The 23,428-nt window shown below is 70.9% G+C and carries 23 protein-coding genes, 1 pseudogene and 1 riboswitch; of the genes and pseudogenes, 12 read left to right on the top strand and 12 right to left on the bottom strand.

Features of this window, described 5'->3' with window-relative positions; genetic code table 11:
- The 6 genes from K4G64_RS09110 to thrC form a co-directional block, all read right to left on the bottom strand.
- A partial coding sequence (locus K4G64_RS09110) for a carboxylesterase family protein (RefSeq protein WP_221755517.1) occupies positions 1 to 191 on the bottom strand: 191 nt, incomplete at its 3' end.
- 89 nt (positions 192 to 280) lie between these two features.
- Positions 281 to 1,405, bottom strand: a complete 1,125-nt coding sequence (locus K4G64_RS09105; RefSeq protein ID WP_221755516.1) for an NADH:flavin oxidoreductase — start codon at positions 1,403 to 1,405, stop codon at positions 281 to 283.
- Positions 1,406 to 1,678: 273 nt separating this feature from the next.
- The gene (gene groL / locus K4G64_RS09100; RefSeq protein WP_221755515.1) at positions 1,679 to 3,301 is read right to left on the bottom strand and encodes a chaperonin GroEL; all 1,623 of its coding nucleotides are present in this window, start codon (positions 3,299 to 3,301) and stop codon (positions 1,679 to 1,681) included.
- Between the two features lie 332 nt (positions 3,302 to 3,633).
- On the bottom strand, positions 3,634 to 3,837 hold the full coding sequence (locus K4G64_RS09095; protein WP_010035953.1) for a cold-shock protein: 204 nt from the start codon (positions 3,835 to 3,837) through the stop codon (positions 3,634 to 3,636).
- Positions 3,838 to 4,282: 445 nt separating this feature from the next.
- Positions 4,283 to 4,558, bottom strand: coding sequence for a MoaD/ThiS family protein (locus K4G64_RS09090; protein ID WP_031135858.1), 276 nt, complete (start codon positions 4,556 to 4,558; stop codon positions 4,283 to 4,285).
- 113 nt (positions 4,559 to 4,671) lie between these two features.
- Positions 4,672 to 5,958: a threonine synthase gene (thrC, locus tag K4G64_RS09085; protein ID WP_221755514.1), complete on the bottom strand. Its 1,287-nt coding sequence runs from the start codon at positions 5,956 to 5,958 to the stop codon at positions 4,672 to 4,674.
- 18 nt (positions 5,959 to 5,976) lie between these two features.
- A riboswitch (SAM riboswitch) is annotated at positions 5,977 to 6,133 on the bottom strand.
- Between the two features lie 180 nt (positions 6,134 to 6,313).
- On the opposite strand from thrC, the gene K4G64_RS09080 reads away from it, so the two are divergent.
- From K4G64_RS09080 to otsB, 3 genes are all read left to right on the top strand, one after another.
- On the top strand, positions 6,314 to 7,258 hold the full coding sequence (locus tag K4G64_RS09080) for a glucosyl-3-phosphoglycerate synthase (protein WP_221755513.1): 945 nt from the start codon (positions 6,314 to 6,316) through the stop codon (positions 7,256 to 7,258).
- 73 nt (positions 7,259 to 7,331) lie between these two features.
- Positions 7,332 to 8,720, top strand: a complete 1,389-nt coding sequence (locus K4G64_RS09075) for a trehalose-6-phosphate synthase (protein WP_221755512.1) — start codon at positions 7,332 to 7,334, stop codon at positions 8,718 to 8,720.
- 7 nt (positions 8,721 to 8,727) lie between these two features.
- Positions 8,728 to 9,549: a trehalose-phosphatase gene (gene otsB / locus K4G64_RS09070; RefSeq protein ID WP_221755511.1), complete on the top strand. Its 822-nt coding sequence runs from the start codon at positions 8,728 to 8,730 to the stop codon at positions 9,547 to 9,549.
- A gap of 109 nt (positions 9,550 to 9,658) precedes the next feature.
- Here otsB and K4G64_RS09065 read toward each other — a convergent pair whose 3' ends face one another.
- Both K4G64_RS09065 and K4G64_RS09060 read right to left on the bottom strand, forming a co-directional pair.
- On the bottom strand, positions 9,659 to 9,904 hold the full coding sequence (locus K4G64_RS09065) for a DUF3263 domain-containing protein (protein ID WP_221755510.1): 246 nt from the start codon (positions 9,902 to 9,904) through the stop codon (positions 9,659 to 9,661).
- Positions 9,905 to 9,943: 39 nt separating this feature from the next.
- The gene (locus K4G64_RS09060; RefSeq protein ID WP_221755509.1) at positions 9,944 to 11,197 is read right to left on the bottom strand and encodes an extracellular solute-binding protein; all 1,254 of its coding nucleotides are present in this window, start codon (positions 11,195 to 11,197) and stop codon (positions 9,944 to 9,946) included.
- Positions 11,198 to 11,330: 133 nt separating this feature from the next.
- Between K4G64_RS09060 and K4G64_RS09055 the strand changes: the two genes are divergently transcribed.
- The 3 genes and pseudogenes from K4G64_RS09055 to K4G64_RS09045 all read left to right on the top strand — a co-directional run bounded on the left by K4G64_RS09055 (position 11,331) and on the right by K4G64_RS09045 (position 14,533).
- On the top strand, positions 11,331 to 12,272 hold the full coding sequence (locus tag K4G64_RS09055; RefSeq protein ID WP_221755508.1) for an ROK family protein: 942 nt from the start codon (positions 11,331 to 11,333) through the stop codon (positions 12,270 to 12,272).
- Positions 12,272 to 13,483, top strand: a complete 1,212-nt coding sequence (gene nagA, locus K4G64_RS09050; protein ID WP_221755507.1) for an N-acetylglucosamine-6-phosphate deacetylase — start codon at positions 12,272 to 12,274, stop codon at positions 13,481 to 13,483. The genes K4G64_RS09055 and nagA overlap by 1 nt, the downstream gene beginning before the upstream one ends.
- 120 nt (positions 13,484 to 13,603) lie before the next feature.
- Positions 13,604 to 14,533 (top strand): annotated as a pseudogene (locus tag K4G64_RS09045) (1-phosphofructokinase family hexose kinase).
- A 6-nt stretch (positions 14,534 to 14,539) separates the two neighbouring features.
- Here the strand turns inward: K4G64_RS09045 and K4G64_RS09040 are convergent.
- Both K4G64_RS09040 and cdgB read right to left on the bottom strand, forming a co-directional pair.
- Entirely contained in the window at positions 14,540 to 15,499 is a 960-nt protein-coding gene (locus tag K4G64_RS09040; RefSeq protein WP_221755506.1) for a carbohydrate-binding protein, read from the bottom strand.
- Positions 15,500 to 15,616: 117 nt separating this feature from the next.
- The gene (gene cdgB, locus K4G64_RS09035; protein ID WP_221755505.1) at positions 15,617 to 17,275 is read right to left on the bottom strand and encodes a diguanylate cyclase CdgB; all 1,659 of its coding nucleotides are present in this window, start codon (positions 17,273 to 17,275) and stop codon (positions 15,617 to 15,619) included.
- Positions 17,276 to 17,707: 432 nt separating this feature from the next.
- Here cdgB and K4G64_RS09030 point away from each other — a divergent pair, with 432 nt between their 5' ends.
- Together K4G64_RS09030 and K4G64_RS09025 are read left to right on the top strand one after the other, a co-directional pair.
- Positions 17,708 to 18,292, top strand: a complete 585-nt coding sequence (locus tag K4G64_RS09030) for a flavin reductase family protein (RefSeq protein ID WP_221755504.1) — start codon at positions 17,708 to 17,710, stop codon at positions 18,290 to 18,292.
- Positions 18,293 to 18,337: 45 nt separating this feature from the next.
- Positions 18,338 to 18,805 (top strand): GNAT family N-acetyltransferase, encoded by a 468-nt coding sequence (locus tag K4G64_RS09025; protein WP_221755503.1) that lies wholly within the window; start codon positions 18,338 to 18,340, stop codon positions 18,803 to 18,805.
- On the opposite strand, the gene arfB is transcribed toward K4G64_RS09025, so the two are convergent.
- A complete protein-coding gene (gene arfB / locus K4G64_RS09020; RefSeq protein WP_031105492.1) occupies positions 18,802 to 19,239 on the bottom strand; it encodes an alternative ribosome rescue aminoacyl-tRNA hydrolase ArfB in 438 nt (145 codons plus the stop codon). The two genes, K4G64_RS09025 and arfB, sit on opposite strands and share 4 nt — an antisense overlap.
- A 154-nt stretch (positions 19,240 to 19,393) precedes the next feature.
- Between arfB and K4G64_RS09015 the strand changes: the two genes are divergently transcribed.
- Both K4G64_RS09015 and K4G64_RS09010 read left to right on the top strand, forming a co-directional pair.
- Entirely contained in the window at positions 19,394 to 19,969 is a 576-nt protein-coding gene (locus K4G64_RS09015) for a TerD family protein (RefSeq protein ID WP_030829245.1), read from the top strand.
- A gap of 253 nt (positions 19,970 to 20,222) precedes the next feature.
- Positions 20,223 to 20,735, top strand: coding sequence for an N-acetyltransferase (locus tag K4G64_RS09010; protein ID WP_221755502.1), 513 nt, complete (start codon positions 20,223 to 20,225; stop codon positions 20,733 to 20,735).
- 4 nt (positions 20,736 to 20,739) lie between these two features.
- On the opposite strand, the gene K4G64_RS09005 is transcribed toward K4G64_RS09010, so the two are convergent.
- Entirely contained in the window at positions 20,740 to 22,185 is a 1,446-nt protein-coding gene (locus K4G64_RS09005) for a M1 family metallopeptidase (RefSeq protein ID WP_260460217.1), read from the bottom strand.
- A 7-nt stretch (positions 22,186 to 22,192) separates the two neighbouring features.
- On the opposite strand from K4G64_RS09005, the gene K4G64_RS09000 reads away from it, so the two are divergent.
- Together K4G64_RS09000 and K4G64_RS08995 are read left to right on the top strand one after the other, a co-directional pair.
- The gene (locus K4G64_RS09000) at positions 22,193 to 22,693 is read left to right on the top strand and encodes a hypothetical protein (RefSeq protein WP_221755500.1); all 501 of its coding nucleotides are present in this window, start codon (positions 22,193 to 22,195) and stop codon (positions 22,691 to 22,693) included.
- 66 nt (positions 22,694 to 22,759) lie between these two features.
- Positions 22,760 to 23,416 carry a hypothetical protein gene (locus K4G64_RS08995; RefSeq protein WP_221755499.1) on the top strand — a complete coding sequence of 219 codons (657 nt, stop codon included), beginning with the start codon at positions 22,760 to 22,762 and terminating at the stop codon, positions 23,414 to 23,416.
- Positions 23,417 to 23,428 lie beyond the last annotated feature (12 nt).

The following is a 23,428-nucleotide window of genomic DNA, read 5'->3' as shown; positions in this document are numbered from 1 at the left end:
TCCCAGGGCTGGGCGGGGCGGGGGGCCTGGAAGCGGGCCTCGCCCACCGGCGGTTCGGCGAACGGGATGCCGCGGAAGACCGCGAGTCCCGCCTCCCTCCGGCCCCGGACCGCACCGGCGGTGGTGTGCACCACCGGTCCGGGCTGCCCTGCGGAACCGTCGTGCGGCGGGCGGGACTCGGTCGTCGTCATCTGGATCTCCTCACTCAAGGCCGGTGAACAGGCGCTCAGTCAGTGTCCTTGGCTGACGCAAGCAGATCCAGGGCCTCAGGCGACGGAGGTCAGCTGAGGGACTTCAGCGCCGCCGGGTTGTAGGGCGCGAGCTCCTCGGTGCGGCCGTCGAGCACCTTGCGGGCCCACTCGGGGTCCTGGAGCAGCGCGCGGCCGACGGCGACCATGTCGAACTCGTCGCGCTCGAAACGGTCCAGGAGGTTGTCGAGGTCGCCCAGTTCGGCGCCCTGGCCCTGGAAGGCCTTGAGGAAGTCGCCGTTCAGGCCGACCGAGCCGACGGTGATGGTGGGCTTGCCGGTGAGCTTCTTGGTCCAGCCGGCCAGGTTGAGGTCGGAGTCCTCGAACTCGGGCACCCAGTAGCGGCGGGTGGAGGCGTGGAAGGCGTCGACACCGGCCGCCGCGAGCGGGGCCAGGATGGCCTCCAGCTCCTCGGGCGTCTCGGCGAGGCGGGCGTCGTAGGCCTCCTGCTTCCACTGGGAGTAGCGGAAGATGACGGGGAAGTCGGCGGAGACGCGCTCGCGGACGGCCGTGACGATCTCCTCGGAGAGCTTGGCGCGGGCGACCCGGTCGCCGCCATAGGCGTCGGTGCGGCGGTTGGTGCCCTCCCAGAGGAACTGGTCGAGCAGGTAGCCGTGGGCGCCGTGCAGCTCGACGCCGTCGAAGCCGATGCGCTCGGCGGCCGCGGCGGCCTCGGCGAACGCGCCGATGACGGCGTCGATGTCGGCCTGGGTCATGGCCTTGCCGGTGGGCTCCGTCGCGCCGATGCGCAGACCGGAGGGGCCGACGGCGGGGGCGTCGGCGACCGGGGGCTCGCCCTGGTTGCGGACCATGCCGATGTGCCACAGCTGGGGCACGATCGTGCCGCCCGCGGCGTGCACCGCCTCGGCGACCTTCGCCCAGCCCGCGAGCTGCTCGTCGCCGTGGAAGCGCGGGACGCGGTCGCTCTGCCCGGCCGAGTCGTGGCCGACGTAGGTGCCCTCGGTGACGATCAGGCCGACTCCGGCGGCGGCGCGGCGCGCGTAGTACGAGACGACGTCCTCGCCGGGCACGCCGCCCGGGGAGAACATGCGGGTCATCGGCGCCATCGCGATCCGGTTGGGAACGGTCAGGCCGCCCAGCGTTACGGGCCGGGACAGGATTTCGGCGGCGCGGGATGCGGAGGCGGCGACAGTCACGTGGGGGCTCCCTCGGGGGTACCGGATGGTATGTGCATACGCATGGGACGCATGGTTCAACCACCCGGCCCGGCCGCGGCATCCCGTCCCGGCTGTGATCCCGGACACGCAAGAGGGCACCCAACCTGCGGCGGGGCGCACCCCCGAATCCGCGACGGGGCGCGCCCCGGAACACGCGACGGGATGCACCCCGGAACACGCCCGAGGGCGGCACCCCCTGTCGGAACAGGAGGTGCCGCCCTCGGTAAGGACGTTGATCAACCCTGGGGTCGATCAGAAGTCCATGTCACCGCCCGGCATGCCGCCGCCGGCGGGCGCGGCGGCCTTCTCCGGCTTGTCGGCGATGACGGCCTCGGTGGTGAGGAACAGCGCGGCGATGGAGGCGGCGTTCTGCAGGGCAGAGCGGGTCACCTTCGCCGGGTCGATGATGCCCTCGGCGATCATGTCGACGTACTCACCGGTCGCGGCGTTCAGGCCGTGGCCGACCTGGAGGTTGCGGACCTTCTCCACGACGACGCCACCCTCGAGACCACCGTTGACGGCGATCTGCTTCAGCGGGGCCTCCAGCGCGAGCTTCACGGCGTTGGCGCCGGTCGCCTCGTCACCGTCGAGCTCCAGCTTCTCGAAGACCTGGGAGGCCTGCAGCAGGGCCACGCCACCACCGGCGACGATGCCCTCCTCGACGGCCGCCTTGGCGTTGCGCACGGCGTCCTCGATGCGGTGCTTGCGCTCCTTGAGCTCCACCTCGGTGGCGGCACCGGCCTTGATGACCGCGACACCGCCGGCGAGCTTCGCCAGGCGCTCCTGCAGCTTCTCGCGGTCGTAGTCCGAGTCGCTGTTCTCGATCTCGGCGCGGATCTGGTTGACCCGGCCCTGGACCTGCTCGGCGGAGCCGGCCCCGTCGACGATGGTGGTCTCGTCCTTGGTGATGACGACCTTGCGGGCCTTGCCCAGCAGGTCGATCGTGGCGTTCTCCAGCTTGAGGCCGACCTCCTCGGAGATCACCTCGCCGCCGGTGAGGATGCCGATGTCCTGCAGCATCGCCTTGCGGCGGTCGCCGAAGCCCGGGGCCTTGACGGCGACGGACTTGAAGGTGCCGCGGATCTTGTTGACGACCAGGGTCGACAGGGCCTCGCCCTCGACGTCCTCGGCGATGATCAGCAGCGGCTTGCCCGACTGCATGACCTTCTCGAGGAGCGGCAGCAGGTCCTTGACGTTGCTGATCTTCGAGTTGGCGATCAGGATGTACGGGTCGTCGAGGACGGCCTCCATACGCTCCATGTCGGTGGCGAAGTACGCCGAGATGTAGCCCTTGTCGAAGCGCATACCCTCGGTGAGCTCCAGCTCCAGACCGAAGGTCTGGGACTCCTCGACGGTGATGACGCCTTCCTTGCCGACCTTGTCCATGGCCTCGGCGATGAGCTCGCCGATCTGGGTGTCGGCGGCGGAGATGGAGGCCGTGGAGGCGATCTGCTCCTTGGTCTCGACGTCCTTCGCCTGCTCCAGCAGGGCGGCGGAGACGGCCTCGACGGCGCGCTCGATACCGCGCTTGAGGGCCATCGGGTTGGCGCCGGCGGCTACGTTGCGCAGACCCTCCTTGACCAGGGCCTGGGCGAGAACGGTCGCGGTGGTCGTACCGTCACCGGCGACGTCGTCCGTCTTCTTGGCGACTTCCTTGACCAGCTCGGCGCCGATCTTCTCGTACGGGTCCTCGAGCTCGATCTCCTTGGCGATGGAGACACCATCGTTGGTGATCGTGGGCGCGCCCCACTTCTTCTCGAGGACGACGTTGCGGCCCTTGGGGCCGAGCGTCACCTTGACGGCGTCCGCGAGCTGGTTCATGCCGCGCTCGAGGCCGCGCCGCGCCTCCTCGTCGAACGCGATGATCTTGGCCATGTGAAGTGGTCCCTCCAGGACTGGGGGTGATTACTTCGGACCGCGCCCGCGCCCGCGACGGACGGCTCGCCAGCCTTGTGGTTCCTTCCCACCCGGCCTGCGGGCCTCACCGACCCGGTCCTTACGTTGTCACTCTCACCTTCAGAGTGCTAACGCAATGATTAGCACTCGACCCCTGCGAGTGCAAGCGCCTCCCGGGGATCGGGCGGGGGCGTCAGCCGCCCGCGAACACCGCCCCGCAGGCTGTTCGAACAGGCCGAAGGGCCCGCACCCCGGGGGGTACGGGCCCTTCTGAGAAGACCGGTCGCTGATGCGTTGGTCGTGGTGCGCGTTCAGGCAGAGACGCGAACCATGTCGGCCTGCGGTCCCTTCTGGCCCTGCGAGATCTCGAACTCGACCCGCTGGCCCTCTTCAAGGGTGCGGTAGCCGTCCATCTGAATCGCGCTGTAGTGGACGAAAACATCCGCACCACCGTCGACCGCGATGAAGCCGTACCCCTTCTCCGCGTTGAACCACTTGACGGTGCCCTGAGCCATGCCTAACTCCCCTATTACTGGCCCTTGCACAGATCCACACTTCGCGGATCCGGGTCAGACCTCACCCCCCACGGTTGGGGGCGTGCGCCGGAACGCGTCGACCGCGGCTGAATGTATCTGTCCAACTGCCGTCTGCAACAGGTCAATCGGACGAGAATTCCGGACGCGCCGGGTCCGGAATGTGGGGAGAATTCGCCCGAATTCAGGGCAAGTCGGGCCACACAAAGGGAACAAAAGCCGCAAAAGATGCGCACACTTTGGCTACATCTTGTCGGGCTCGCAGCGGGAATTCAGGGTTCCGATCAGAGGATCAGGACCGCGTTCCCCAACTGTACCGCGCTCAATCACGCAGAATTGCCCCCTCCGCTTCTCTCACGGAGGGGGCAATTCGATGAACTCTCAGTGACAGCCGTTACCGAAGGTAATAACGGGCCGCTCGACCGGTTCAGCCGCCGGCGACGGCGGGAATGATCGACACACCGGCACCGTCCGGCGTGGCCGTCTCCAGACCCTGCTCGAACCGCACGTCGTCGTCGTTGACGTACACGTTGACGAACCGACGCAGCTTGCCCTGGTCGTCCAGTACCCGGGCGGCGATCCCGGTGTGGTTCTTCTCCAGGTCGGCGATCACCTCGCCGAGGGTCCCACCATCGGCGGACACCTCAGCCTGACCGCCGGTGTAGGTACGCAGGATGGTGGGGATGCGGACGGTGACGCTCATGACTTCAAAACCTCCGGTTGGGCGAGATACCTAGGGGCGGGGGGCTGTGTCGATTTGCGGCTCCGCCGCGTGGGCGCGACCAGCCCCCGCGGGCCCGCAGCAAACAACGACGCTCAGACGAGCCCGGCCTCACGGAACGACTCCAGGCTGGGACGAATGGTCGCGGTCAGCCCCGTCCCCGCCACAGCGTCCAGCGTCTTGAGACCATCCCCGGTGTTGAGCACCACCGTGGTCTTCGACGGATCCAGCAGCCCGTTCTCCAGCAGCTTCTTCGCCACACCCACCGTCACCCCGCCGGCGGTCTCCGCAAAGATCCCCTCGGTCCGCGCAAGGATCTTGATCGCGTCGACGACCTGCTCGTCGTTCACGTCCTCCACCGCACCGCCGGTCCGCCGCGCGATGTCCAGCACGTAGGGCCCGTCCGCCGGGTTGCCGATGGCGAGGGACTTGGCGATGGTGTTCGGCTTCTGCGGGCGGACGACGTCGTGCCCGGCCTTGTAGGCGACGGACACCGGCGAGCAGCCCTCGGCCTGCGCACCGAAGATCTTGTACGGCTTGTCCTCGACCAGCCCGAGCTTGATCAGCTCCTGAAGACCCTTGTCGATCTTCGTCAGCTGCGAACCGGAGGCGATCGGCACGACCAGCTGGTCCGGCAGCTGCCATCCGAGCTGCTCACAGATCTCGTACGCGAGGGTCTTGGAACCCTCCGCGTAGTACGGCCGGAGGTTGACGTTCACGAAGCCCCAGCCCTCACCGGCCGGATCGCCGATCAGCTCGGAGCAGAAGCGGTTCACGTCGTCGTAGTTGCCCTCGATGCCGACGAGCTCGCCGCCGTAGACCGCGGCCATGACGACCTTGCCCTGCTCCAGGTCGTGCGGGATGAACACGCAGGAGCGGAAGCCGGCCCGGGCCGCGGCGGCGCCCACCGCACCGGCGAGGTTGCCGGTGGAGGAGCAGGAGAGCGTGGTGAAGCCGAAGGCGCGGGCGGCCTCCAGGGCCTGGGCGACGACGCGGTCCTTGAAGGAGTGCGTCGGGTTGCCGGAGTCGTCCTTCACGAACAGCTTGCCGGCGTCGACGCCCAGCTCCCGCGCGAGGTTGTCGGCCTTGACGAGCTTGGTCCAGCCGGGGTTGATGTTCGGCTTGTCCGCGACGTCGGCCGGGACCGGCAGCAGCGGGGCGTAGCGCCAGATGTTCGCGGGTCCCGCTTCGATGCGCTTGCGGAGCTCTTCGGTGTCGTAGGCCGAGAAGTCGTAGGCGATCTCCAGCGGGCCGAAACACTCCTCGCACGCGAAGACCGGGCCGAGGGGCACGCGGTGACCGCATTCGCGGCAGCTCAGCGCGGCGGCGGGGCCAAGGTCTACGGTGGATTCGGTGGTGCTTGCAACAGTCTGCGCAGCCATGTGAGGCGAGGCCCTTTCTCCTCATCTTCCTCACGACGCATCTCGCCGTGAGACGGATTTGGCACCTTCCCGAGCCGGGAGCCTCGCGCTGGTGGTCGACAGTGACCTACGAGTACCGACTGGAGGGTTGCCGGGGCTTCATCGGGCCGTTTCCCTCTGCCCCTCTGGATGAGCTGTATGTGGTTGTAGGCGGCGGGTGACCCCGGACATGCGATGGTCATCCGCCTTGTTCAAGACTGTAACCGACGACCAGGACAGTTGAGATAGTCGTCCGAACCGCGAGATGACTGTACCCGTCAGCCGCTACCGCGGCGGGCAGTCCGTCCCGCCGAGAGCACGCAGAGGAGCCGCCACGGTGCTGGAAGAAGTCGAGCGCTGGCTGAGCACCCGTTCCTGGTCCGCGAACGAGCGTCCGCTCCACCGGATCCTGGCCGCGAAGCAGCGCACGGGCCAGACGGTCAGCGTCGTGCTGCCCGCGCTCAACGAGGAGGCGACGGTCGGGGACATCGTCTCCGTCATCCGCCACGACCTGATGCGGCAGGTGCCGCTCGTCGACGAGCTGGTCGTCGTCGACTCCGGGTCCACCGACCGCACGTCCGAGGTGGCCGCCGCCGCGGGCGCGCGGGTGGTGCACCGGGACGAGATACTCCCGCGCCTGCCCGCCGTGCCCGGCAAGGGCGAGGTGCTGTGGCGCTCGCTCCTGGTCACCCGCGGGGACATCGTCTGCTTCATCGACGCGGACCTCAAGGACTTCTCGTCCGACTTCGTCTCCGGGATCCTGGGCCCGCTGCTCACGGAGCCGGACGTGGACCTGGTGAAGGCCATGTACGACCGCCCCCTCGGGGGCACTGCCGGGCAGGGCGGCCGGGTCACCGAGCTGATGGCGCGCCCGCTGCTCAACATGCACTGGCCGCAGCTGGCCGGCTTCGTGCAGCCGCTCGGCGGTGAGTACGCGGCCCGCCGCTCCCTGCTGGAGCAGCTGCCGTTCCCCGTCGGGTACGGCGTGGAGCTGGGCATGCTGGTCGACGCCCTGCACCTGGCGGGCCTGGACGCCCTCGCCCAGGTGGACGTAGGGGTGCGCAAACACCGGCACCAGGACGGGCAGGCGCTGGGCCGGATGGCCGCCGCGATCTACCGCACGGCCCAGCTGCGGCTGGCCCGCGGGCATCTGATCCGGCCGTCCCTGACGCAGTTCGAGCGGGGCGAGGACGGCTTCGAGCCGCTGACGTACTCCGTGGACACCGAGGAGCGTCCGCCGATGGTGGACATCGCCGAGTACCAGGCGCGGAAAGCGGCCTGACCGGGGTGGTTTTCGGTCGGGTGCGGGAGATCCGCACGTTTGAGCGTTCGAGGGCCGGGCTAGGTTGAGGCTTATGGCTTCGACGAACGGTGCTGCGCAGGTGCTGGTGGCCTCCAACCGGGGTCCCGTCTCGTATTCGGTGGGCGAGGACGGTTCGCTGGAGGCCAAACGGGGCGGCGGCGGGCTGGTCTCCGGGCTCTCCGCGATCGGCTCCGACGCGGACGCGCTGTGGGTGTGCTCGGCGCTGTCCGACGGCGACCGGGAGGCGGTCCGGCGCGGGGTCGGCGAGGACGGCGTACGGATGCTGGACATCCCGGCCGACGTGCACGCCGACGCGTACAACGGCATCGCCAACTCGGTCCTGTGGTTCGTGCACCACATGCTCTACCAGACGCCGCTGGAGCCGGTCTTCGACGCGGAGTTCCGGCGGCAGTGGGCGTCCTACGAGGCGTACAACCGGGCGTTCGCCGAGGCGCTGGCCGAGGAGGCTGCGCCGGGCGCGGCGGTCGTGGTGCAGGACTACCACCTGACGCTGGTGCCGGGCATGCTCCGCGAGCTGCGGCCCGACCTGCGGATCGGGCACTTCTCGCACACGCCGTGGGCGCCGCCGGAGTACTTCCGGATGCTGCCGGACGACGTGGCCGGGCAGGTGTTGCGCGGCATGCTCGGCGCGGACCGCCTCGGCTTCCTCACCGAGCGCTGGGCCGAGGCGTTCACCGCGTGCGCCGAGCGGTTCGCGGGCGGGCTCGGCGGCACCCGGGTCGGGGTGCACGGCCTCGGCGCCGACGCCGACTTCCTGCGCAAGCGGGCGCACGAGCCGGACGTCGAGGAGCGGATGGCCGCGCTGCGGCAGGAGATCGGCGAGGGCCGGCGCACCATCGTCCGGGTCGACCGCACCGAGCTGTCCAAGAACATCGTGCGCGGTCTGCTGGCCTACCGCCGGCTGCTGGAGGCGCACGCCGAGTGGCGCGAGCGGGTGGTGCACGTCGCCTTCGCCTACCCCTCGCGGCAGGACCTCGCGGTGTACCGGGACTACACGGCCGAGGTGCAGCGGGTCGCCGACGAGATCAACGCCGAGTACGGCACACCGGGCTGGAAGCCGGTCGTGCTGCACGTCCAGGACGACTTCGCCCGCTCGCTGGCCGCCTACCGGCTGGCCGACGTGGCCCTGGTCAACCCCATCCGCGACGGCATGAACCTCGTCGCCAAGGAGGTCCCGGTGGTCTCCGACGGGGGCTGCGCGCTGGTGCTGTCGCGGGAGGCCGGGGCGCACGAGGAGCTGGGCGAGGACGCGATCACGGTGAACCCCTACGACGTCACGGGCACGGCGACGGCCCTGCACGAGGCCCTGTCGATGGGCCCGGAGGAACGCGCCGAACGCAGCAAGCGCCTGGCCGCGGCGGCGACGGCACTGCCACCGGCGCAGTGGTTCGTCGACCAGCTCGACGCGCTGAGGGGCTGAGGACCGCATGAGCAGCCTTCCCACCCCCGCCACGAAGGCCGGGCAGGACGGCCTCGACGCCCTGCTCGCGCAGCCCGGCAAGGCACTGATCGGGCTCGACTTCGACGGGACGCTCGCGCCGATCGTGGCCGATCCGGACCTGGCTCGGGCCCATCCCCGGGCGCTGTCCGCGCTGGCCGCCCTCGCGCCGAAGGTGGCCGCCGTGGCGGTGATCACCGGCCGGCCGGCCGAGGTCGCGGTGCGCAACGGCGGCTTCGCGGACGTGCCGGGCCTGGAGCACCTCGTCGTCCTCGGGCACTACGGGGCCGAGCGGTGGGACGCCCGCAGCGGCAAGGTCACCGCGCCCGAGCCGCACCCCGGCGTCGCGGCCGTACGCGCCGAGCTGCCCGGGCTGCTGGACGGGACCGGGACCTGGGTCGAGGAGAAGGGCCGGGCGGTTGCCGTGCACACCCGCCGGGCCGCCGACCCGCAGGCCGCCTTCGAGGCCCTGCGCGAGCCCCTCACCGCCCTGGCGACCCGGCACGGCCTGATCGTCGAGCCCGGCCGCATGGTCCTGGAACTGCGCCCGCCCGGCATCGACAAGGGCGTCGCCCTGACCGAGTTCGCCCGCGAGATCGACGCCGGATCCGTCCTCTACGCCGGCGACGACCTGGGCGACCTGCCCGCCTACGCCGCCGTCGACACCCTCCGCACGACCGGCACCCCGGGCCTGCTGGTGTGCAGCGGCAGCGACGAGGTGACCGAGCTCAGAGAGCGAGCGGACGTGGTGGTGGACGGCCCGGAGGGGGTCGTGGACCTGCTGGCGGCCTTGGCGGACCGGATCGGCTGAGGGGTCACGCCCTTAGGGGCGCGGGGCAGCATCGATATGCGGCTCCGCCGCGGGGCGCGAACAACCACAACGCACCCGCACCCGGCGACGGCCAGAAGCCCCCCGCCCCTCACCGCTCAGACCGACGCCGCTCCCGAACCCGCCGCAGCCGATTGACCGTCACCGGGTCAAAAGCCAAGGCCCGCGCATCATCCAGCAGCGCATTGAGCAACTGGTAGTAGCGAACAGGCGCGAGCCCCAGCTCCTCACGTATCGCCCGCTCCTTCGCACCGGGCCCGGAGAACCCCCGGCGTTCGAGCGCGAGAATGTCCCGCTCTCTGCGCCCGAGCCCCTGCTCACCCGTGTCCTCGTCCATGCCCGGCACCGTAACGCCCCCCACCGACAGCACAGCGAACTACTCCGCGCTCTCCGCCCGGGCCGCCCCCGCCTGAAGGTGGCCGAGGACGCCCGTGGGGCTGCCGCCGGGCGCGACGGCCTTGCCGATCTGCTGCTTGACCTGGGAAGCGACGTCGGCCCAGGACGTCTTGCCGACCGGGTAGAGCTCGGAGGCGAGCAGCTCGTCCAGGAACGGCCTGAGATGCCGGTCCTCGTCGGAGGCGGCCATCGTGCCGGACGCGGAGGAGGTGACCGGCAGCAGGTCGTACTCGCGGGAGAAGGCCAGCACGTTCTTCTCGCTGTAGACGAAGTCGAGGAACTCGCCCACCTGATCACGGTGGCCGTTCTTGCGGAACGCCGTCATCCAGTCGGTGACGCCGAGTGTGGACCTGCTCTGGCCCTCCTTGCCCGGCGTGGGCACCATCCCGTACTTCACGCCGTTCTTGGCGGCGATCTTCATCAGCGAGGGGTGGCCGTTGAGCATGCCGACCTGGCCCTTGGCGAAGGCGGCGAACGCCGCGGCCCGGTTCAGCTCCCCGGGCGCGACCGGCCCGGTCAGGTCCTTGCCGACCAGGTCCTCCTTCAGCCAGGAGAAGGTGTCGATGTTCTCCGGGGAGTCGAGGCCGTAGCTGTCGACGCCGTCGGTGTAGCCGCCCCCGCCGCTGAGCATCCACTGCATGGTCTCGGCCTGCGCCTCCTCGGGGCCGAGGGGCAGCGCGTACGGGTACTTCACGCCTTTCGCCTTGAGCGCCTCGGCGTCCGCGGCCAGGTCGTCCCAGGACTCGGGCGGGGTGATGCCGGCCTTGGAGAAGAGGGTCTTGTTGTAGAAGAGCACGCGGGTGGAGGCGGCGAACGGCAGCCCGTACTGCACTCCATTGACCTGGCCCGCGGAGGCCAACTGCCCCACGAAGTCGGCCTGCGTGCGTATGGAGAGCAGCTCGTCGGCCTTGTAGAGCTGGTCCTGGGCGGCGTAGTCGGCGTACGCGCCGATCTGCGCCATGTCCGGCGGGTCGCCGGCGGCGACCATCTCCCTGACCTTGCGGTCGACGTCGTTCCAGGAGTGGACGCTGACGTCGATCTTGACATCGGGGTGGCCGGCCTCGTACTCCTCGACGAGCCTGTCCCAGTACTTCTTCGAGCTGTTGGCCGCGCTGTCGCCGTAGTCGGCGGCGACCAGCTTCAGGGTCACATCGGCCGATCCGCCCGTGACGCCGCAGCCGCCGAGGACCGCCGTCATGCCCAGTGCGGACACCACCGCGATCGTTCCTGCCATCCGCCGACGCTGCACCGCTGCTCTTCCCCAACCCCGGCGTCACCGCCGCCGAAACATTTCGATATCCGGAACAAGGTCTACACCACGTGAGTGGACTAGACCTCTTGCGGGTCCCCGGGTCACACTGTTCCCCGTGAGACATGTCATCGCCCTCGACGTGGGCGGCACCGGAATGAAGGCCGCACTGGCCGGGCCGGGGGGCGAGGTACTGCACCGGGCCCGCCGGGCCACCGGACGCGCCCAGGGGCCGGACGCCGTCGTCGCGGGCATCCTCGACTTCGCCGCCGAGCTGCGCGCGTACGGCACCGAGCGCTTCGGCACGCCCGCGTCCGCCGCCGGCGTGGCCGTCCCCGGCATCGTCGACGAGGCGCACGGCGTCGCCGTCTACGCGGCCAACCTCGGCTGGCGCGACGTCCCGCTGCGCGACCTGCTGGCGGAGCGGCTCGGTGTCCCGGTCGCCCTCGGCCACGACGTGCGCACCGGCGGCCTCGCCGAGGGGCGGGTCGGCGCGGGCCGGGGCGCGGACCGGTTCCTGTTCGTGGCGCTGGGCACCGGCATCGCGGGTGCCATCGGCGTCGACGGCCGGGTCGAGGCGGGCGCGCACGGCTTCGCGGGCGAGATCGGCCACATCGTCGTACGCCCCGGCGGGGCCCCCTGCCCGTGCGGGCAGCACGGCTGCCTGGAGCGCTTCGCCTCCGCGGCGGCCGTGAGCGAGGCCTGGGCCGCGACCTCGGGCGACCCGGACGCCGACGCCGCCGACTGCGCGAAGGCGGTGGACTCCGGCGACCCGAAGGCGGGGGCGGTCTGGCAGCAGGCGGTCGACGCTCTGGCCGACGGCCTGGTCACGGCCCTGACGTTGCTGGATCCCCGTGTTCTGATCATCGGCGGTGGGCTGGCGGAGGCGGGGGAAACCTTGTTCACGCCCCTGAGGGAAGCGATCCGTGCTCGCATCACCTTCCAGAAGCAGCCATCGATTGTGCCCGCGGCACTGGGGGACAACGCCGGTTGCCTGGGGGCGGGCCTGCTGGCCTGGGATCTTCTGCTGTCGACTGCCCGTTCGGAGGTAACCACCTGATGGCAACGCCCCCAGGGGCGCGGGGAACTGCGCGACGAGCCCCAACGCACCCGCACCCCGCAAAGGCCGGACACCCCACGGTCCTCACCGGCGCAACAGTGGTCCTCCCCACAGGACCCGTCGAAAACGGCCGGCTGACCATCGAGGGCCCCCGAATCACCGGGTCGACACCAAGAAACGCCCAGGTCATCCACGCCCCCGGCCACTACGTCATCCCCGGCTTCATCGACATCCACAACCACGGCGGCGGCGGTGCCTCCTTCACCTCCGGCTCGGTCGACGACATCCTCAAGGGCATCCACACCCACCGCCTGCACGGCACGACCACCCTGGTCGCCTCCACCGTCACCGGCGACATGGACACCCTCACCCACCGCGCGGGCCTGCTGAGCGAGCTCGCCGAGCAGGACGACATCGCCGGCGTCCACTTCGAGGGCCCGTTCATCTCCCCCTGCCGCAAGGGCGCCCACTCCGAGGCCCTCCTGCGCGACCCCCACCCCGCGGAGGTCCGCAAGCTGATCGACGCGGCCCGGGGCCGGGCGAAGATGCTCACGCTGGCCACCGAACTGCCCGGCGGCCTGGACTCCGTACGCCTCCTCGCCGACCACGGCGTGATCGCGGCGATCGGCCACACGGACGCCACCTACGAGCAGACGGTGGAGGCCATCGACGCGGGCGCCACGGTCGCCACGCACCTCTTCAACGCGATGCCGCCGCTCGGCCACCGCTCCCCCGGCCCGATCGCCGCGCTGCTGGAGGACGAGCGGATCACGGTCGAGCTGATCAACGACGGCACGCATCTCCACCCCGCCGCGCTGCGACTGGCGTTCCATCACGCGGGCGCCGGCCGGGTCGCGTTCATCACGGACGCGATGGACGCGGCCGGCTTCGGCGACGGGCGCTACTGGCTCGGCCCGCTGGAGGTGGAGGTCGCCGACGGCGTGGCACGGCTGGTGGAGGACGGCACGATCGCCGGCTCGACCCTCACCCTGGACCGTGCGTTCAAGCGGGCGGTCACGGTCGACGGCCTCCGTGTCGAGGACGCGGTGACGGCCCTGTCCGCCAACCCGGCCCGCCTGCTCGGCATGGCCGACACGATCGGCTCACTGGAGCCCGGGAAGTACGCCGACCTGCTGATCCTGGACTCCGCGTACGAGCTGAAGGGCGTCATGCGCCGGGGCGAATGGGTGGTCCCTCCCCAACTGGGCTGATCCGTCCCGCAGTCGGGAGACGGTGGCCGACTCCAGGACTGGGCCGACCGCCGTCTCTTTGGCATGATCGTGCTTCCTGCACGTTCACGTCGGCAAGCACATCGGGGGAGGTCGGCCCAGGTGATCCTCACGGTCACGCTGAACACCGCTCTCGACATCACCTACCGCGTACGGTCCCTCAGGCCGCACGCCTCCCACCGCGTCTCCGAGGTGACGGAACGCCCCGGCGGCAAGGGCGTCAACGTGGCCCGGGTGCTCGCGGCGCTCGGGCACGAGGTGACGGTGACGGGGTTCACGGGCGGGGCGACGGGCCGGGTCGTGCAGGAGGGACTCGCGGCGGTGCCGGGGGTGGTGGACGCGCTGGTCCCGGTGTCGGGCGCGACCCGCCGCACCGTCGCCGTGGTCGACGAGCGCACCGGCGACACGACACAGCTGAACGAACCGGGCCCGACGATCACGCCGTCCGAATGGTCGTCCTTCTAGGAGGCCTACGAGGACCTGCTCCCCGGTGCGTCGGCGGTGGCCCTGTGCGGCAGCCTGCCGCCGGGCGTCCCGGTGGGCGCGTACGCGGGCCTGGTCCGCACGGCCCGCTCCTTCGCGGTCCCGGTCCTCCTGGACACCAGCGGCGAACCCCTGCGCCGGGGCGTCGCGGCCCGCCCCGACATCATCAAGCCGAACGCCGACGAACTGGCGGAACTCACCGGCTCCCACGACCCCCTGCGCGCGACCCAGGACGCCCGCCGCCGAGGCGCGGGCGCGGTCGTCGCGTCCCTCGGCCCGGAGGGCCTCCTGGCCCTCACCCGAGACGGCCGCTGGCGAGCCACCCCACCGACCCCGATACGCGGCAACCCCACAGGCGCGGGCGACTCGGCGACAGCGGGCCTGCTCTCGGGCTGGGTGGAACACCTCCCCTGGCCGACCTGCCTCACCCGCGCGACAGCTCTCGCGGCGGCGACGGTAAGGGCACCGGTGGCCGGGGAGTTCGACCGGGGGTTGTACGAGGAGTTGCTGACGAGGGTGACGGTTTCGGGGGAGGTCAGCGCGGCGTGAGCCGGGTCAGTCCTTGACCTGGCCCGCCTTCAGCCACAGCTGGTCCAGGAGGACGTTGCACTTGTCGCCGTCCTGGCAGGACACGGTGATCGTGTTGGTGCCCTTGCTGAGGGTCGGATAGGCGTAGGTCTTCGTCCAGCCCTTGGCGAAGTCGCCGCCCTTGGCGCGGGCGAAGTTGCCCATGTTCAGCTTGGTGCCGAACGGCTTGCCGTTGACCGTGAGCGTCATCTCCTGGTCCTCGTCCGCCGTGCTGTAGCGGGCGAAGACGGTGTACGCGCCGTCCTTCGGGACACCGTTGACGGTCCAGGTGACCGACGAGCCGACCTGGTTGAGGTTCCCGACGTAGATGCCACCGTCGGACTGGGCGCCCTCGACGTCCTGGGCGAGGGTCGCGCCGCCGCCGAGACGCAGCGCCTTGGCGTCGATCGTGGGGAGCTCCGTCTCGCTCTCCCCGGCCTTGCTCGCCGAAGGGCTCGGCTTCGACTCCTGGGACTGGGTCGGGCTCGTGCCCACCTCGTCGGACGCGTCGTCCTTGTTGTCCTTGTCGCCACCCACCATGGCCACGCCGATGCCGATGACGACCGCGGCCACCACCGCGATCGCGCCGATCAGCAGGCCCTTGTGGTTCGGGCCACGGCCACCCCGGCCGCCACCGACACCGCCGGACGGCATCTGCTGCTGCGCGGTCTGCGCACCGCCGGGCAGCGTCTCCGGCGCGGCGTAGTGCGCGTTCGGCTGGCTGTAGGTGGCCTGCTGCGGGACCTGGCCGTACGGCGCCGTCTGCGCGTTCTGCGACTGCTGGCCGTACTGGCGCGTGCCGACCGCTCGCACCCGGTTGACCGAGTTCGGGTAACCGTAGCCACCACCGGACGGCGGCTGGGCTCCGTTGGCCTGCCCGTCGGCGTAGAGATAGCCGAACGGGTCGTCGTCCTCGGGCGTGCTCGCGCCGTTGTTGCCGGGCGTCATCCCTTGGTCTCCTCAGTCAGGTGCGGTGCATGCGGTACTTGGGTGAGTAAGCGAGCCTACCCGCTCCCAGAGACCCAAACGGGTGACTCAGACCGCATCAACTCACTGACCTGGGCTTCACCCGGCGCGTCTGTGTTGTTTGGGACGAGATCGTTTCTCGACGTACATCCGCTCGTCAGCGGATTTCAACACTTCGTCCGCCGTCATTCCACAGTGTGCCCATCCGATGCCGAAGCTGGCGCCCACGCGGACGGCCCGCCCCTCGGCACGGATGGGCTGGATGATCTCGTTGCGGAGCCGGACCGCGAGGTCCTGCGCGTCGGCCCGGCCGAGCCCGTCGGCCAGGATGACGAATTCGTCACCCCCGAGCCGGGCGACCGTGTCCCCGTCGCGGACCCCGCCGCTCAGCCGCCGGGCGACCTCGATGAGAACCGCGTCACCCGCGTTGTGCCCGAACCGGTCGTTGATCGACTTGAAGCCGTCGAGGTCGCAGAAGAGCACGGCGAGGCCCTTGGTGCCGTCGTCGTGGTCCCCGTCCGGGGCGACGGTGTGCACATGGTGGTCGTAGGCGTCGAACGGATCGGCGCCCTGCCGGAAGTCGAAGCCGGGCCCGACCACGTCGAAGGCGGGATGGCCGTAGGCCGCGTCGACGGATTCCACCGCGGAATGCGGGGATGACGCGCGTTGACAGAGCCGGGCGGACAGCCGGGAGCGCAGCTCCGCGGAGTTCGGCAGGCCGGTGAGCGAGTCGTGCGAGGCGCGGTGGGCGAGCTGGAGCTCGCGGCGCTTGCGCTCCTCGATGTCCTCGACGTGGGTGAGCAGGAAGCGCGGCCCGTCGGCGGCGTCCGCGACGACGCTGTTGCGCAGCGACACCCACACGTACGTGCCGTCACGGCGGCCGAGGCGGAGCTCCGCGCGCCCGCCCTCCGCCGAGGTGCGCAGCAGCGTGCCTATGTCCTCGGGGTGGACCAGGTCGGAGAAGGAGTAGCGGCGCATCGCGGACGCGGGGCGGCCCAGCAGCCGGCACAGCGCGTCGTTCGTGCGCAGGATCCGGCCGTGCTGGTCGCCGCCCATCTCGGCGATGGCCATGCCGGACGGCGCGTACTCGAAGGCCTGCCGGAAGCTCTCCTCGCTGGCCCGCAGCGCCTGCTGCTCGCGCTCCAGCCGGACGAGGGCCCGCTGCATGTTGGCGCGCAGCCGGGCGTTGCTGATCGCGATGGCGGCCTGGAAGGCGTACATCTGGAGGGCCTCGCGGCCCCATGCCCCGGGTCGGCGGCCGTTGCGCGGCCGGTCCACGGAGAGCACGCCGATCAGTTCGCCGCACGCCGCGCTGCCCTGCGGGCCCGGCGCGTACATGGGGGCGAAGAGCCGGTCGGCCGGGTGCCACTCGTCCTCGAAGCGGGGGGCGGGGCCGTCGGTGTACCACTGCGGGACGTCGTCGTCGTCGAGGACCCAGCCCTCGGTGTGCGGTATGAACACCAGGTCGCCCCAGTGCTCGCCCATGCCCAGCCTGCGTTCCCAGGAGTCGCGCGAGCCGACCCGGCCGGTGATGAGGGCCTCGGCGGCGGGGTTCCCGGCGAAGGCGGCGACGACGAGGTCGCCGTCCGGCCGTACGAGGTTCACGCACGCCAGCTCGTACCCGAGGGCCGCGACGACGCCCTCCGCGACGGTCTGCAGTGTGTCCGCCAGGCTGCGGGCCGTGTTCATGTCGGCCATGACCTGGTGCAGTTGTCGCAGGGACGCAAGACGGACGTAGGGCTCCGACTCGGTCTCCATGCTCGCCCTCCCCCCGAGTACTCGCAGCGATTCAAGGGTCTCGTCGGCGTATCGTCCTGGCAGCTTCCCAGCCACTGAATCACAGCGCGCTGCTCACTCGGTACACAGGGTCAACAATTCCTGCCCCTTGTGACTCAAGTCACAGGCAAACCTGAACAATTGAGTGGAGTTTCTGCGTTCTTCACGTGCTCTACCGAACGCAAAGTTTGTCGGGGTGCGCACATGTATTTCCACTGGTGACCGCCGGGAGACCGCCGATGTCCTTCGCGAGGTCCGCACGGTGTCCGTCGCGGTGTCCGTCGCGGTGTCCGTCGCGGTGTCCGTCGCGATGTCCGTCGCGATGTCCGTCGCGATGTCCGTCGCGAGTCCTAGGACCGTGATCGGGCGGGAGTCCGATGCGGGACGTGCGGAACGCAGATTAGCGTCTCCGGTGTGCCGAACACTCCCGCTGCCACGTCCCCGATCATTCCGTCGCCCGCCTCCGGGCATGCTGAGGGGGTGAGCAACGACGAGTTCCGCGCCGCCATGTCCCGGCTGGCCTCGGGCGTGGTCCTGGTGACCGCGCAGGAGCCGCCGCTCGACCCGGACGACGCCACGGCGCCGGGCGGCGAGGACGTGGGCATGACGGCCACGGCCTTCATGTCGGTGTCCCTGGACCCGCCCCTGGTGCTGGTGAGCCTGCGCGAGGGCTCCCGCATGGACGAGCTGCTGGAGGAGCAGGACCTGTGGGGGGTCTCGGTCCTCTCCGAGAGCCAGCGGCACATCGCGGGCCGTTTCGCGATGAAGGGCCGCGTCAGCGACCGGCTGCTGTTCGCGGACATCCCGTACACGCGCGGCGAGTACACCGGCTCCCCGCTGGTCGGCGGCGCCCTGGCCGTCCTGGAGTGCCGCACCGAGCAGCGGGTGGCCGCCGGTGACCACACGCTGGTCATCGGCCGGGTCCTGACCGCCGCCGTGCCGAGCGCGGAGGGCGGCCCGCTGACGTACTTCCGGGGCCGGTACCGGCAGTTGGGCTGAGGAAATCTTTGGCCCGTCCACGGGCCGCCTGCCTAGGGTGCGCGCATGACCACGACCGGCCCGCGCCTCGAAGAGATCACCCCCGTGAATCTCGACGCCGCCCTCGGCATCCACGTCCGCCCCGACCAGGAACACGCGGTCGCCCCGGTCGTGAAGTCGCTTGCCGAGGCCTACGTCCATCCCGGGATCGCCTGGCCCCGCCTGATCCTCGACGGCGACCGCCCGGTCGGCTTCCTGATGGCCTGCCTCGGCATCGACTGGTACGGAGACGGCAGCGAGATCCGCTCGGGGCTGTGGCGGCTGAACATCGCGGCCGGTGAGCAGGGCAGGGGGTACGGCCGTTTCGCCGTCGAGTCGGTGGCCGAGGAGCTGCGCCGGCGCGGCACCGAGAAGTTCTACGTCACGTGGCACCCGGGGCCGGACGGCCCGGAGGACTTCTACCTGGGCCTCGGCTTCCGCCCGGACGGGGAGAACAGCGGAGGCCAGACGGTAGGCGTGCTGGAGCTGGACTAACCCCAGTTCCGCGCGGAGCGCCCCTGCTTCGTCTCCGAGCGCTGCTTCTTCTGCCGCAGGCGGCGCTCGTTGATGCCCCGGGGGATCCGGGTGGGCTTGCGGGGCTTGGGCGGGGGCGCGGTGGCCTCGGCCAGCAGGGCGGTGAGGCGGACGGCGGCGGCCTCGCGGTTGCGCCACTGGGAGCGGTGCTCGGAGGAACGCACGGTGACGACCCCGTCGACCAGACGCCCGGCCAGCCGCTCCAGGGCCCGCTGCTTCCACACCGCGGGCAGTGCCTCGGTCTTCGCCAGGTCGAAGCTCAGCTCGACCTTCGAGTCGCTGGTGTTGACGTGCTGCCCGCCCGGCCCCGACGACCGCGAGAAACGCCACATGAGCTCGGCCTCGGGCAGCGAGACGGAGCCGCGGATGACGTGGGAACCGGACATGCCGTCCATGTTCCCGCTTCTGTCCCGTCCACGTCACCCGAATAATCGCGAGTAAAGAAAGTAAAGGAGCTGGAACCTCGCGTACCCCTCTCGACGTTCAGGGGGGTAGCTGTAGCTTCTTTGCCGTACTGCCGCATGTAAACGAGGGAAGGGACTCCCAACAATGGCTGTAAGCCTGTCCAAGGGTGGCAACGTCTCGCTCACCAAGGAGGCTCCGGGCCTGACCGCCGTCACCGTGGGCCTCGGCTGGGACGTCCGCACCACCACCGGCACGGACTTCGACCTCGACGCCTCCGCGATCGCGGTCAACACGCAGGGCAAGGTCTACTCGGACGCCCACTTCGTCTTCTTCAACAACAAGCAGACGCCGGACAACACGATCGTCCACACCGGCGACAACCGCACGGGCGAGGGCGCCGGCGACGACGAGGCGATCAACGTCAACCTCGCCGCCCTCCCGGCCGACATCGACAAGATCGTCTTCCCGGTCTCGATCTACGACGCGGAGAACCGCTCGCAGAACTTCGGCCAGGTCCGCAACGCCTACATCCGCATCGTCAACCAGGCCGGCGGCGCGGAGATCGCCCGCTACGACCTGTCGGAGGACGCGGCGACGGAGACGGCCATGGTCTTCGGCGAGCTCTACCGCAACGGCGCCGAGTGGAAGTTCCGCGCGGTCGGCCAGGGCTACGCCTCGGGCCTGGTCGGCATCGCCCAGGACTTCGGCGTGAACGTCTGACGGACGCCTGAGCGTGTCGCGGGAAGCCCCCCGGGCCGGACGACCGGCCCGGGGGCTTCGCCCTCAGGAGGCGCCGGAACTTGGCCGCCCGCAGGCTTCGCCCTCAGGAGGCGCCGGGAGCTGCGCCGCCCGGGGGCTTCGCCCTAAGGGGCGCGGGGAACTGCGCGACAAGCCACACCCCACCCGCACCGGACAAAGCACCCGAGCCCCTGCGGCGCATCGAAGCCCCCCTCCACCAGGGACACGTCTCCCCATGAGCCTCGACCCCCTGCCCGCAGGCCCCCTGGCCGATCCTCTCCTCGCGGAACTGACCGCCCTCTACGCGTCCAACTCCGCGTTCCACCGCCTCACCGGCGACTTCCCCGACCCGGAGGGCATCCGCCCCGAGCAGGTCGCGGCCGCCCTGGCGCAGGAATGGGAGCTGCCCGGTACCGAGATCCTGCTCGCCCGCAGCCTCGGCCGTCTGACCGGCATCGCCGTCACCCTCGCCCACCACCCCGACCCCGCCGACCCGGACCCCTGGATCGGCCTGCTGATGGTGGACGCGAGCCTGCACGGCCAGGGCCACGGCCGCCGCCTGGCCGCACTCGTGGAGGACCGCTTCCGTGCGGCCGGCCGCACCGCCGTCCGCCTGGCCGTCCTGGCCGACAACGCGAAGGCCCTGGCCTTCTGGACCGCCCTCGGCTACGGGGTCGTCGACCACCGCGAGGACAAGCGGCTGGGACGCCCCTGCGCGGTCCTGCGCAAGGAACTGACCGGGCCCTGAGGCCTCACGGCTGCTCCGGCTTCCCCTCCCCGTACAGCCACTCCTCCCAGACCCCCTCCAGATCCTTCCCGGGCGCCTGCTTCTCCACGTAGGCCGTGAAGTCGGCGGTGTCGGCGTTGCCGTGCCGGTACCTGGCCGCCCACCCCCGCAGGATCGAGAAGAACCGGTCGTCCCCGACGGCCTGCCGCACCTTCTGCAGCACCATGGCCCCCCGGAAGTACACGGGCGGGTCGGAGATCTGCCCGGCGCTCGGCGGGTCCGCCGGCGGGAAGTCCCAGATCTCCTCCGCGGCCTCCTCCGTGTCGAAGTGGGCGCCGGAGTACACCGCGTCGAACGTCTCCTGCGCGCTGTCCCCGCCGTGGTCCTCCTCCCACAGCCACTCCGCGTAGGTCGCGAACCCCTCGTTCAGCCACATGTCCCGCCAGCTCTCGGGCGTGACGGAGTCGCCGTACCACTGGTGGGCGAGCTCATGGACGAGCAGCGGGATGTCTGGGGCGCCGGGGAAGACCGGGCGGGTCTGGGTCTCCAGGGCGTAGCCGACGGAGGCCGCGCTGTCGACGATCGCGCCGGTGGAGGAGAAGGGGTACGGCCCGAACCTCCGCTCCGACCACCGCAGCACCTCCGGGATCCGCCCGAGCACGGGCCGGCTCGCCGCCGCCTCGGCCGGGTCGACGGCCGTGTACAGGGGCAGGTCCCCGGCCCGGGAGCGGCTGATGTCGAAGCGGCCGATCGCGAGGGTGGCGAGGTAGCTCGCCATCGGCTCGCCGCTGTGCCACACGAACGTCGTACGGCCCCGCGCGGTCCGCTCGCTGCGCAACTCCCCGTTGGAGACGGCCTGCAGCCCCTGGGGCACGGTCACCGCGAGGTCGTAGGCCGCCTTGTCGGAGGGGTGGTGATTGCCGGGGAACCACGCCATCGACCCCGTCGGCTCGCCGAGCGCCAGAACCCCGTCCGTGGTGCGCAGCCAGCCCTCCTGGGAGCCGTCCGGGTCGGTGACGGTCTCGGGCGTTCCGGAGTAGCGGACGGTTACCCGGAACGTCTCGTCCCGGTCGATGTCACCGTGCGGCCGGACCGTGAGCTCCTGCCCGGCGCGGTTCCAGCGCGCGATCTCGCCGCCGACGGTGACCTTCTCGACCTCCATGCCGAGCAGGTCGAGGTTGAACGCGGAGAGGTCCTTGTCCGCGCGGGCGGTGAGGACGGCCGTGCCGGTGAGGTGGTGGGCGCCGGGATCATAGGCGAGGCGCAGGCCGTAGTGGGTGACGTCGTAGCCGCCGTTGCCGGCCTTCGGGAAGTACGGGTCGCGGACGCCGGAGCCGCCCGGGGTGCCGTGCACTCCGCCGCCGCACGCGCCGAGGACGAGCGCGCAGGCGAGCAGGGAGGCCGCGGGCAGCGCGGGGACAAGACGTACAGATCGGGCCACGCTCGTGATCCTACGATCGCGTGACACCATCACCTCCGTGCTCGACATCGGCTACGCCCTCTCCAACCGCTTCCCCGACCCGCCGCAGACGGACTACCGCCGCGCGGACGTCCGGGCGCTGCGGCACGACCTGTTCTGCGGGGACGTCTATCTCGCGGACACCAAGACGGACCACGAGGTGTCCACAGCCTGGGGATGGGTGCCGGTGCTCGACTTCGCGTGGGCGCTGTGCGACATCGTGGAGCGCATCGACCGGGACCCGGCGGGCTCGCGGGCGTCCCGCCCGCAGCGGGCGGAGCTGGACTTCACCGAGTCGACGGACCGGATGCTCTTCGAGCGCCGCTTCGGCTGGGTGGACATCGAGGCGGACTGGATGCCCGCGGAGGAGCCCGCGCTCACCGTCTCCCACACCGAACTGCGCCGCGAGTCCCGGGACTTCCTGCACGACCTGATCGCCGACCTCACCGACCTCCACGAAGACCTCGCGGAGAACCCGGCGATCTGGACCCTCCAGGCCCGCCTTCCCCGGGTCTCCTGACGCCTTCCGGCGAACGCGATGACACCATCACCGGTGATCGGTACCTGACACGGGGAGAGCGGGAGCATGACCACTAGGCGCGTGACGTACCACCTGAACCACCAGGTGCACCCACCGGCCGTGGTCGGCGAAGACGAAACGGGGCAGCGCACGTCCGCCCGGCTGAGCCGCGACCTCGACAGTCCTGCTCCGGACCGGCTCCGCTCGCTCCGGGCCTTCCAGCTGCGCGCCGAGGACGGCACACCGGTCGCCCGCGTGATCACCGAACAGCCCCTGGGCACACGGCTGAGCGGGCGCCCGGCGGTGTACCACGTCCTGGATCCCCACGGTGCGCCGTTCGGACGGATCACCTTCCGGCGGCGGCGCGCCTTCCGCTGGGGACGCAAGCGCTGGACCGTGGAGCCGGTTGCCGGGCCCGTCCTCCACGGCTACGCGGGCCGTCTCGTGTGGTGGGCGCTGTGGTGGCCCCTGGGGTTGCCCGTCCGTCTGCTGTTCCTGCTGTGGGTCCTGATGGCGGAGGCCGACGACGGTTTCCGCCCGCCCCGACGCATCATCTGGCGGGACTCCTCCCGCGGCGCCCACCTGGTCTTCCGCGCGGTGGCCGAGGACTACCGGATGCTGCGGCACGAGCTGGACCCGCGCCTGGTCAACGCCCTCATAGCGCTGCACCAGTCCTATGACCCGGCGGAGGGGGCCGGCTCGCTGGGCTGGTACGAAAGCTGAGCCCCTCCGCAG

The sequence above is a fragment of the Streptomyces sp. WAC04114 genome (assembly GCF_019733245.1).
Taxonomy (GTDB): Bacteria; Actinomycetota; Actinomycetes; order Streptomycetales; family Streptomycetaceae; genus Streptomyces; species Streptomyces massasporeus_A.
This window is presented reverse-complemented; position numbering and strand designations above follow the sequence as displayed.